This window comes from Ralstonia sp. VS2407 (assembly GCF_052950655.1).
Map to the genome: position 1 here is coordinate 144,677 of NZ_JBRFVG010000003.1, position 11,167 is coordinate 155,843.

At 63.4% G+C, this 11,167-nt stretch carries 9 protein-coding genes; 5 read left to right on the plus strand and 4 right to left on the minus strand.

Annotation, left to right across the window (positions count from 1 at the left end; translation table 11 throughout):
• Positions 1-59: 59 nt before the first annotated feature.
• The 3 genes from ACU8YE_RS06370 to ompR all read right to left on the minus strand — a co-directional run bounded on the left by ACU8YE_RS06370 (position 60) and on the right by ompR (position 3,009).
• Positions 60-608, minus strand: a complete 549-nt coding sequence (locus ACU8YE_RS06370) for a peroxiredoxin (protein WP_027681312.1) — start codon at positions 606-608, stop codon at positions 60-62.
• 283 nt (positions 609-891) lie between these two features.
• The gene (locus ACU8YE_RS06375) at positions 892-2,253 is read right to left on the minus strand and encodes an ATP-binding protein (RefSeq protein ID WP_232042906.1); all 1,362 of its coding nucleotides are present in this window, start codon (positions 2,251-2,253) and stop codon (positions 892-894) included.
• A gap of 33 nt (positions 2,254-2,286) precedes the next feature.
• Positions 2,287-3,009, minus strand: coding sequence for an osmolarity response regulator transcription factor OmpR (gene ompR / locus ACU8YE_RS06380; RefSeq protein WP_446928345.1), 723 nt, complete (start codon positions 3,007-3,009; stop codon positions 2,287-2,289).
• A 220-nt stretch (positions 3,010-3,229) separates the two neighbouring features.
• Here ompR and ACU8YE_RS06385 point away from each other — a divergent pair, with 220 nt between their 5' ends.
• The 4 genes from ACU8YE_RS06385 to ACU8YE_RS06400 all read left to right on the plus strand — a co-directional run bounded on the left by ACU8YE_RS06385 (position 3,230) and on the right by ACU8YE_RS06400 (position 8,913).
• Positions 3,230-3,646 (plus strand): hypothetical protein, encoded by a 417-nt coding sequence (locus ACU8YE_RS06385; protein ID WP_433896905.1) that lies wholly within the window; start codon positions 3,230-3,232, stop codon positions 3,644-3,646.
• Between the two features lie 69 nt (positions 3,647-3,715).
• Positions 3,716-5,341: a DUF1800 domain-containing protein gene (locus ACU8YE_RS06390; protein WP_446928346.1), complete on the plus strand. Its 1,626-nt coding sequence runs from the start codon at positions 3,716-3,718 to the stop codon at positions 5,339-5,341.
• A 25-nt stretch (positions 5,342-5,366) separates the two neighbouring features.
• Positions 5,367-6,551: a DUF1501 domain-containing protein gene (locus tag ACU8YE_RS06395; RefSeq protein ID WP_322016761.1), complete on the plus strand. Its 1,185-nt coding sequence runs from the start codon at positions 5,367-5,369 to the stop codon at positions 6,549-6,551.
• A 226-nt stretch (positions 6,552-6,777) separates the two neighbouring features.
• Positions 6,778-8,913 carry a glycoside hydrolase family 28 protein gene (locus tag ACU8YE_RS06400; RefSeq protein WP_446928460.1) on the plus strand — a complete coding sequence of 712 codons (2,136 nt, stop codon included), beginning with the start codon at positions 6,778-6,780 and terminating at the stop codon, positions 8,911-8,913.
• Positions 8,914-8,919: 6 nt separating this feature from the next.
• Here the strand turns inward: ACU8YE_RS06400 and hpnD are convergent, their stop codons facing one another.
• A complete protein-coding gene (hpnD, locus tag ACU8YE_RS06405) occupies positions 8,920-9,753 on the minus strand; it encodes a presqualene diphosphate synthase HpnD (protein ID WP_446928347.1) in 834 nt (277 codons plus the stop codon).
• 186 nt (positions 9,754-9,939) lie between these two features.
• On the opposite strand from hpnD, the gene ACU8YE_RS06410 reads away from it, so the two are divergent.
• Complete coding sequence (locus ACU8YE_RS06410; protein ID WP_433867511.1) at positions 9,940-11,148, plus strand: efflux RND transporter periplasmic adaptor subunit; 1,209 nt, start codon at positions 9,940-9,942, stop codon at positions 11,146-11,148.
• Positions 11,149-11,167: the final 19 nt, after the last annotated feature.

Here is an 11,167-nt window from a genome sequence, read left to right on the forward strand (position 1 = left end):
GGGCACTGAAAACGAAAGCCCGCGGCAAGGGCGGGCTTCGGCTGAGCGCTGCGCGGCCGTTACAGCGTCGAGCCGCCAACCGCGCGGTTGCACGGGCACAGCTCATCTGTCTGCAGGCCGTCGAGAATGCGCAGCACTTCGTCCGGGTTGCGACCCACGTTCAGATTGTTGACCGACACGTGCTGGATCACGTTGTCCGGGTCGACGATGAAGGTCGCGCGCAACGCAACGCCGGCCTCGTGCTCGCGTACGCCAAGCTGGTCGACCAGCGCACCCGTGGAGTCTGCAAATGACCACTGGTTGAGCTTGTTCAGATCTTTGTGCTCGCGGCGCCATGCAAGCTTGACGAATTCGTTGTCGGTCGAGCCGCCAAGCACGATCGTGTCGCGGTCGGCAAAGTCGTCGTTCAGTTTGGCGAAGGCGACGATTTCGGTCGGGCACACAAAGGTGAAGTCCTTCGGATAGAAGAAGATGACTTTCCATTTGCCTGGGAACGAGGTTTCGGTGATGTCTTCGAACGCCGACTCGCCGTTCTCCTCGTGATTATTGAACCCGGGCTTGACGCCGACGACCTTGAACGGTTCGAGCTTGTCACCAATGGTCTTCATGAGCTTCTCCTGGAGTTGTGTGGCAATGGGTAAGTAACCCAAACGGGGATTTGCAAACACACGCTCACCGGCCGACCGGTCAGGCTGGGGCATCCGGACGGATACGAAGAACGCGCAGGCGTGCAGCCTGGCGGCTGGAGTATTGGCGATGAATTGAAAACCGGCCAATTGATATTCTCAACGCCGGCCATAGCGCTGCCCGCCGCCGCACCTTATCGGCGACGCATGACAGTGGTGGAAGCAGGGGGTGTGCCCGGACGCGCCGGCCAGACGGTGTGCCTGATCAGGCGCGTGCGTAGCAGGCGCTGACGAGCAGTCCCGTTTCGGGCGGCGTGCGGTTCTCAAGCACAAGGCGGCCGCCGCTGCGCTGCAGGATGCGATTGACGATCGACATACCCAGCCCGGCGCCCTTGGCTTCGCTGCGCGCCGATTCAAGGCGGTAGAACGGTCTGGTGAGCAACGCAAGCTGATCCGTCGGCACACCCGCACCGCGATCGGCCACGCACAATACAACCTCGTTGCCTTGCAGGAACGTGCTGACGGTAATCTCGGCGCGGTTCGTGCCTGGGGTCTTGCCATAGCGCCGTGCGTTTTCGATCAGGTTGTCGAGAATGCGCTGCGTTTCCATGCGGTTGCAGCGGGCGATGGCCTCGGGCGCGAGCTTGAGCGTGAGGTCGATATCGTCGTGTGCCGAGTAGACGGGCGCCGTGTCGCGCACGAGTTCGGTCAGGTCCACGTCTTCGAGCATTTCGCCGCTGGGGCGCGCGTAGTCGAGGAACTGGCCAATGATTGCGTCCATCTGTTCGATGTCGGCCACCATCAGTTCGCGCGTTTGCTCGTCGACGGGGCTCATTTCCGTTTCCAAGCGCAGGCGCGTGAGCGGCGTGCGCAGGTCGTGCGAGATGCCGGCCAGCATGACAGCGCGATCAGCCTCAAGCTGTTTGAGGTCGCGCACCATCTGGTTGAAGCTGTGATTCGCCTGCGCCACTTCGGTGCCGCCGCCCTCGGGCAGCGCCTTCGGATCGTCTCCGGCACTGATGGCGCGCGCCGTATCAGCGAGGCGTTTGAGTGGCTGGTTCACGCGTGACGTAATGAACGCCGCGCCCAGCACCGACAGCACCAGCGCCGCCATCGACCACCACAGCCATTGCAACCCCGGCACGTGCTCAAACCGGTCGGGGCTGATGGCGACCCAGTAGTCGTCGCCCTCGATCTGGAAGCTCACCCACACGCCCGGGATGTCATTGACGGCCGTGGCGATTACCGCGTCGGCACCGAGCCGGTTGCGGATTTCCTGCTGGACAAGCTGCGTCAGGTACGGATTGGTGTGCGGTTCGCGGTATTCGTCTTCCTTCTCGCGCGGGTAGACCTTGATGCCCTCGTTCTGCACGAGATCGAGCAGCAGGAAGCGGCGTCGCGACGGATCCGAATACAGCAGCGCCGCCCGCGTGAGCTTGACCACGCTGACCACCTGCATGGCGATCTGCTGCGCGCGCGGCTCACGCTCGAAAATACGGAAGCTCTGGAACCACACGCCCAGAGAGATCGCGATCAGCAATGCGATCAGCATGAAGGTTCGCCAGAACAGCGAACCAAACACACTGATCAGCAGACGCCGCAACGCGGCCGGACGCGGAATGCGCAAGTCGGATGCGGAAAAGAAGGGTTGCTCGGATGCTTACTTGGCGCCGTCGGGAATGAACACGTAGCCCAAGCCCCACACGGTTTGGATGAAGCGGGGGTTGCTGGCGTCCGGTTCGATCAGCTTGCGCAGGCGGGAAATCTGCACGTCCAGGCTGCGGTCGAACACTTCGTATTCACGGCCGCGCGCCATTTCCATCAGCTTTTCGCGCGATAGGGGTTGGCGCGGATGGCGCGCAAACACCTTGAGCACGGAGAATTCGCCCGTCGTGAGGGTGATCTCTTCGTCGTTTTTCTTGAGCGTGCGCGTGGCCAGGTTGAGTACGAAATCGCCAAACGCGAAGGTTTCGGGCGTCTCTGACGGAGCACCGGGGATTTCGGCCGGCCCGCGGCGGCGCAACACGGCGTGAATGCGCGCGATCAGCTCGCGGGGGTTGAAGGGCTTGGGCAGGTAATCGTCCGCGCCCATTTCGAGGCCGACAATGCGGTCGACGTCTTCGCCCTTGGCGGTGAGCATGATGATCGGCGTCTGATCGTTTGCGCCGCGCAGGCGACGGCAGATCGACAGGCCGTCTTCACCCGGCATCATCAGGTCGAGCACGAGCAGATCGAAGCGCTCGCGCAGCCAGAGTTTATTCATGGCCGTGGCGTTTTCTGCCACCAGCACGGTGAAGCCCTGGTCCCCGAGGTAACGGCGCAGCAGATCGCGCAGGCGAGGGTCGTCGTCGACGACGAGAATCTTTTGACCGGAATTTTCCATGGCGCTAATGGTAACGACAAAAACATGGGCCCAATGGACAACAGAAGGCAGTAAAAGCCCAATTGAAACAGACGGTTACATTATTTACCGAGTCACGCGAACAGTCTGTAGGACGCGCAGCTACACTGCTCTGGCAGTTCCTCGCAACGGTTTGGGGTCTGTCGACCCCCGCGGAGGGGACTGGCGTGCAATGCGGTTGCCTGTTATCGATTGTCGCGCAATGATGCATGGCGCATCGGTTTCCAGCAACAAAGACGTGGCTTCTCAACTTCCTTTTTCGAATCGCTCGGTGATGTCTCGGCGGCGCGCGGCGCTGTTGACCTGTGTTCTTGCCCTCTGTGCGGCCGGCTCGCAGGCGCACGCGCGCGGTGAACGCGGTGGCTTTGGCGGATTCGGCGGCTTTTTCGGCGGCGGGCATGCGATGCACGCCGGCGCGCCTGATAAGAAGGGTGGACAGGGTCCGGCGCGCGGCCGTGGGGGCGAGGAACGTAGCCGCCGCGCCGCTGCGATGGAGAACCGCCGTGGAGAGAATGCCGATCGTGGGGCTCCGCAACGCAAGCTGTCTCCGGAAGAGCGCAGGCAATTGCGTCAGAACATCTATGACGTCACGCGGGATATCTACCACCGTGGCGGCTAGGTAGGGGCCGAGGAAAGGCGCGCGAGTCGCTGCCCCGGCAAAGCAGTAGGGTCGTCTCGGGGGACCGACATGCGAATCCGTAGCACCACGATCTTCTTGGCGCTGGCAGCCGCCGGCGCGCTTTCACTGCAGACCGCGCATGCGGCAACGCAGAACACGCCACATCGCCATACCGCGCAAGCCAAGGCGTCCGCCGCCGACGAGCAGCGCCTGGACCGCGACGATGCGCGTTATTTCCTCACCCGCATCGGGTTTGCGCCTTCCGAGAGTGAGCTCGACGCCTACGCCGGGCTCACGCACCGCGAAGCTGTCGACCGCGTCCTTGCTCAAACGGGCACTGTTGCCACGCAGGCGCCGCCCGCTTGGGTGAACGATCCGATCATCCCGTACAACAAGCTCCCGGACGAAGACGCCCGCAAGGCGGCACGCCAGAAGAACGGCGCGCACGAGCTGGAACTGCGTGCGTGGTGGATGGGCGAGATGATCAAGACCCCGTCGCCGCTGACAGAGCGCATGACGCTGTTCTGGCACAACCATTTCGTTTCCAGTTCGCAGAAGGTGCAGTTCGCACAGTTGATGTACCGGCAGAACGTGCTGCTGCGCCAGAACGCAGTCGGCAATTTCGGCACGATGCTGCACGCCATCGGCAAAGACCCGGCGATGCTGATTTACCTGGACGGCGCCGCAAGCCGCAAGGGCAAGCCGAACGAGAACTTCGCACGTGAGGTGATGGAGCTGTTCACGCTCGGCGAGGGCCATTACACCGAGCAGGACATCAAGGAAGCGGCGCGCACCTATACCGGCTGGAGCATCGACCGCGAGCACGATTTCGCCTACATCTGGCGGCCGCAGATTCACGACACGGGCGTGAAGACGGTGTTCGGCCAGAGCGGCGATTACGACGGCGACCAGATGCTCGACATCCTGCTGTCTCGGCCGGAGACGGCGAACTTTATCGTCACCAAGCTCTGGCACGAGTTCGTTTCGCCGGACGTGGATGTGGCACAGGCCCAGCGGGTGGCCGATGCGTTTCGGGCAAGCGGCTACGACATCAAGGTGGCGCTGCGCGGGCTGTTCTTGACGCCGGCGTTCTGGGCTCCGCAATCGCGCGCGACGCTGGTGAAGTCGCCGGTAGAGATGATTGTCGGCACGCTCAAGCAGTTCAACGTGCAGTACACCGACCCCACGCCGTTTGCGATCAAGTCCGCGCAGCTCGGGCAGAACCTGCTGGCACCGCCCAACGTCAAGGGCTGGCCCGGCGGCGATGCCTGGATCAACTCGAACACACTGCTGGGGCGCAAGCAGTTTCTCGATCAACTATTCCGCTCCACCGAGATGAAGGGGCCGCCGGCCAAGCAACAGGCGCAACAGCAGAAGCCCGGCATGATGATGGCCGCCATGCGGGAAGACCTGAAACAGGGAGGCTCCGTGCAGGGCCTGGGCCTGGCGCTCAAGGGCATGGGGAGGGAAGGCCGCTTCAAGCTGGCGCAGTCGCAGACGATGGTGTCGTTCAACTCGGACAAATGGCTCGCGCAGTTCGGTGCGGATGGAGATGACCCGCCGCAACTTGCACCGCGCATCTCGATCCAGCGCGCGGTGTTGCCGATCGAGCCGACCGCGCCGATTCCCGTCAAGCTGGCCGGTACGGCGTACCTGCGCACGCTGATGATGGACCCGGCTTTCCAGTTGAAGTAACACCACCGCCGCAGGAGCACACATCATGGAACGTCGCGATTTTCTGAAGGCCGGTGCCATGCTCGGCGTGGGTGGCGCAGTGCCGGGGATTGTCTTTGCGCAAGGGCAGGACAAGCGCAAGGGCTACGGCAACCTGCTCATCCTCATTGAACTCAAAGGCGGCAACGACGGGCTGAACACCGTTGTGCCGTATACGAGCGCGCAGTACTACGCGCTGCGCCCGCGCATCGCCATCAAGCGGGAGCAGGTGCTGCAACTGGACGACCGCTACGGCTTGCATCCGTCTTTGCAGGCGATGATGCCGCTGTGGCAGGCGGGTGAATTGTCGGTGGTGCAGGGGCTGTCGTATCCGCAGCCGAATCTTTCGCACTTCCGCTCGATCGAGATCTGGGACACGGCCTCGCGCTCCGACCAATACCTGCGCGAAGGCTGGCTGACGCGTGCGTTTGCCGCGAAGCCCGTGCCGTCATCGTTCGGCGCCGACGGCGTGATCATCGGCAGCGCGGATCTTGGCCCACTCGACGGCGGCGCACGCGCGGTCGCGCTGGCCAATCCCGATGCGTTCCTCAACGAAGCCAAGCTCGCGATGCCTTCCCATGCGATGGGCAACGCCACGCTCGCACATGTGCTGAAGGTCGAGGCGGACATTGTCAAAGCCGCCGACGGCCTGCGCCCGAAGTCTGGCAAGTTTGCGTTCCAGACGCACTTTCCCGACGGCGGGTTCGGCAATTCGATCAAGGCGGCGATGCAGGTGGTGGCTGCGCCAGGCCATGGCGGTGCGGACGTAGCCGTGGTGTGCCTGTCGCTCGGCAGCTTCGATACGCATACCAACCAGCCGGGCACGCAGGCGAACTTGCTGCGCCAGTTGGGTGAGGGCATGGCTTCGCTCAAGAGCGCGTTGACCGAGTTGGGCCGCTGGAACGATACGCTGATCGTCACGTATTCGGAGTTCGGCCGCCGCCCGCGCGAGAACCTGAACAACGGTACGGATCACGGCACGGCTGCCGCGCATTTCGTGGCTGGTGGCCGCGTAAAGGGCGGACTGGCCGGGCAGGGGCCGGTGCTGGAACGCCTGGACGGCGGCGGCAATCTCGACCCGTCGGTCGATTTCCGCTCGCTTTACGCCACGGTGCTGGAGCGCTGGTGGGGGATGGATTCCCAATCCGTGCTGGCGGGCCGGTTTGCGCCGCTGGATCTCATCAAAGCCTGAGTAACGCCTATCGGGCGGGCAGATTGCCTCTGCAGGCGTTAAGCCCGCCCAACTCCATCGATCTTCTCTGATAGGTTTCGCGCTTGCCATGGCGATGCACGGGAAAACCCTGCCTTGACCATTGATATATCAATAAATAGATTCTGATATATCAAAAAGGCGTGTGCCGACCCAATTGGCGGACCACAACAACAATGAGGAGACCTTCGTGAGTGCATTGCAGACAATGAAAAAGCGGCACCGACAATCGGCTGGCTTGATTGCGATGCTGATTGCAGCGGCAATCGGGCTGGCGGCATGCGGCGGCGGCGATGCGACATCGTCGAACACATCGGGCACTGGCACCGGCAGCCCGGCAGCCGCCGTCTTTCAGGTCGGCACAGCCACCACCGATGCAAACCTGCCACCCGAGCCAACGCTGCCGACCGACGCGCAGGTCTGTGCGACGCTGCAGGCGAGCAATTCATTCGTGAGCCGACCGGACGGTGCGCTGCCGCCGGAAGCTGATCCGTCGACAGTTGGTGTGGGTGTTGCAGTGACGACAGCCAAGGCGAACCCAGACCAGGCGCGCATCCAGGCCGCGCTCGATGCGTGCGGTGCGTCGGTTGACGCGGAAGTCGGTGCAACCATCGCCGCGGCGGACGCGACTGCCACGGCTGCTCAGACTGCGGCTGCAGTCCCCAATGTCAACATCGCCGGTGCGACTGGCGAAGAGCTTGCGAAATCGCAGTACCGTGCGTCCAAGTTTGCCGTGCGTCTTGTTGTGAACCCGAGCGGCCCGGGCAACGCGTTCATTAGCGGCCCGCTGACATTGCCCTCTGGCGTGACGCTTTGGATCGACAAGGGCGTCACGCTGTATGCGTCGCGCGATGTCATGGCCTATTCGCCCAACGCGGCAGGGCCGTACTGCGGCAACACGGCCGTCAGCGCGACAAAGGCTGGCAGTTCCAGCAACTGCACGGCGCTGATCACCGGTACGAACATCGTCAACTCCGCCGTGGTTGGCGATGGGCGGATCGATGGCCGTGGCTACGCAGAAATCGTCACGTCAAATGCCAAGTACCCGCTGATGAAGGTCGACCTGACCTGTTCGAACACCTACGCCGCGTACAAAACCGGCACTGTAGCGGCTGACGGTACGCCTTGCGACAACGGCGGCACGGTGGTCGATTCGAAATCGCCGGCGCGCAACATGACGTGGTGGGATCTGGCCTATCTCGGCAACATGGTCGACAACGGCACGACGGGCGTCGGTTCGCAGTCGAACTTCCGGCTGATGGTGTTCAACTATGCGAAGAACCTCACGCTGTATCGCGTCACGCTGAGCAATAGCCCGAACTTTCATGTCGTGCCCAGCGGCGTCGATGGCCTCACCGTCTGGGGTGTGAAGGTGCAGACGCCCAACCTTGCCGCGTTTGCGAACCCGGCAGGCAACGGCAATCCGCTGTACACCGGTGCGACGTTCACGCGCGACAACGTGAAGAACACGGACGCGTTTGATCCGGGTTCTGCTTCGAAGGCGATCTCGGGCAAGTTGTCGACCGGCAGCACGACCACATCGGCCGGTCCCATTTCGTTTGATGGCTATCTGAAGAACTTCGTGTTTGCCTACAACTACGTCAGCACAGGCGACGACGACATCGCGCTCAAGGGGAGCGCCAACCCGTCGCCGGCCGGCTCGGGCCTGTTCGGGGTGGATGGCAACCGTGGCGTGCGATCCGACCGCAAATACGGCATCGTGATCGCGCACAACCATATCTACTGGGGTCACGGCATCTCGATCGGCAGCGAAACGAATGCGGGCGTGACGAACGTGCAGGTCTACGACAACGCGTTCTGGAATTCGGAAGAGGGCCTGCGCATCAAATCGGATTACGCGCGCGGCGGCGAAGTCAGCAACATTCAATACGCCAACATCTGCATTCGCGATGCGACGAACGCGCTGCTGTTCACGCCGTACTACAGCACGAAGGCCGTGCCGTCGGGTGGGCCGCTGTATCCGAATTTCCACGATATTTCGCTGAACAACGTGGTCATCCAGGGCAGCGCCGGGGTGAAGCTGCAGGGCTTTGAAGCGAACACCGGTGGATATGGCGAGCCGGCATTCCCGCTCGGGATGTCGTTGACCAACGTGATTGCCGATACGCCAGCCAGCATCGCGGTGACGTCGTCGGACGCCAACCTGACGCTCAACAACACGAACCTGCCGCTGTTCCCGTCGACGGCAAATCGCGTGGCATTGACGGGCAGCCCAACGCAGTCGATCGATCCGACCCAGTACCTTGATTGTTCGAAGGCGTTTGTTGACTTTCCTGGGATCGATCAGTCAAGCATTTTCGGTACGACCTGGGCTTCGCAATAAGGCGGGTCAGGCGCGGATCTGCGTCTTCCAGGCCAGCCACAGCTTGCGCAGCGGCGTCAGGTCCGTGCGCTGCGTAAGCACCTGGAAGCCGTCGGCTTCCACCTCGTCGAGCAGGCGCATGGCCAGCACGCCGCGAATCAGCGTCGAGCGCTGGGCGCGGCGATCTTCTGCCGGCAGCGCGGCCAGGGCTTCCTTGTACGTTGCGCGGGCGCGCTCGGCCTGAAATGCCATCAACGGCTTGAAGCCCTCGGCATACCGGCGGTTGAACAGATCGGCAGCCGGTACGTTGAAGCGCTGCAGTTCGTCGACGGGGATGTAGACGCGGTTGTGGCGCACGTCTTCGCCCAGGTTCCGGACGAAATGCACGAGCTGCTCGGCCAGCGCCATCAGCCGTGCGAAATCCAGCGTGCGTGCATGCGTCTGTCCGGCAATGCGGGCCGTCAGCCGACCTGCCACGCCAGCCACTTGATCGCCGTGGCGGCGCAGGTTGGGCCAATCCAGATAGCGGTTCTGCATGGCATCGGCCTCGACGCCGGCCAGCAATTCGCCCAGATGCACGGCGCCGATATCGTAGCGAGCCAGATGTGGCTGCAATGCCTTGGCCGCCGGGTGCTCGGGGCGGCCGTCAAACAGCCGCGCCAGTTCTTGTCGCCACCACTGCAGCTTCGATTGCACGACCGCCGGATCGCTCGCATCGCGCACGGCGTCTTCCAGCTCACGGCGCACGGCTTCCAGGGCGATGGTCGCGCGGCGGCGTTCGGGTGCCAGAAACAATACGCTGTAGTACACGTCGCTGCCGGGCGGGGCGGCCTTGTCGGCGCAGTAATCGTCGGGGGTCACGGAAAGGGCCGTCGTGGTGAGGTTTGAAGCAGGGCGGCCATTCTACAGCGCGTTGCAGCGCAGCATGCCGCAACGCCTTGCTTGAACAGCTACCAAGAAAAGTCAATCAGACGCGGCCGTGTCGTTGACCCTGCGCATTGCCGTGGGTATATTACTGACCGGTCAGTTATTTACTGAGAGCGTGTCATGCCAGCGTTGCGTTTGCCGTACCCGCATTCCGACTTCACCGGTTTCTCCGACACGCGGTCTCGGCCGCGCAGGCGTTCATTGCCGATGACGACATCGGCCGCCTTGTTGATCGGCGCGGCGCTGCTGGCCGGATGCAGCAAGGAGGCGCCCAAGGCGCCCGAAGTGCGCCCCGTGCGCACCATGACCGTCACCAGCGAGCAGGGCGCCGGCACGGCGGAGTTCTCAGGCGACGTACGCCCACGCATTGAATCGCGCCTGGGCTTCCGTGTGCCGGGCAAAATCATCGCCCGCCTGGTGGACGTGGGCGCCACCGTCAAGAAAGGCCAGGTGCTCGCACGGCTGGACCCGACCGATCTCGCCCTCGCTCAGCAATCGTCCCAGGCTCAGTTGTCCGCCGCCAAGACCGACCGCGATCTGGCCGCGGCGGATCTCAAGCGCTATTCCGAACTGTTCGCCAAGGGCTTCATCAGCGCGGCCGAGCAGCAACGCCATCAAGCCAACTATGACGCCGCACAGGCTCGCTACGAGCAAGCCGGAGCCGGTTATCGCAACCAGGTGAATCAAGCCGGATATGCCACGCTGGAAGCCGACGCCGATGGCGTGGTGACGGGTGTCGATGCCGAGGTCGGGCAGGTGGTGTCGGCCGGCCAGCCGGTCGTGCGCGTGGCGCAGACGGCAGAGAAGGAAGTCGTGGTCGGCATTCCCGAGGATCAGGTCGATACGCTGCGCAAATCGCCCGAGGTGAGCGTCAAGTTGTGGGCCGATCAGTCGCGCAGCATTCCGGCCAAGGTACGTGAGATTGCACCTGCGGCCGACCCGCTCACGCGCACGTACACCGTAAAGATTTCAGTACCGAATCCGCCGCCTGAATTGAGGCTCGGCATGACGGCAGTGGCCACGTTCGTGCGGCCCGGCGGTGGCGCGGACAGCGGCGGCATGGGCGTACGCGTGCCGATCAGCGCGCTGCTGCAGGATCAAGGCAAGAACGTGGTGTGGCTGTACGACGCCGCATCGCAAACGGTCAAGCCCGTGCCGGTGACGGTGGGCGCGCCGCGCGACAACGTGCTGCTGGTAACGAGCGGCCTGCAGCCCGGCCAGACCATCGTGACCGCTGGCGTGCACCTGCTCAAGGCCGGCCAGAAGGTGATGCCGATGGCACCGGCCGATCAGCCGTCGGCGCAGTCCGCCATCACGCCGCGCCGGTAAGCCGCATCCGGCTTCCGCC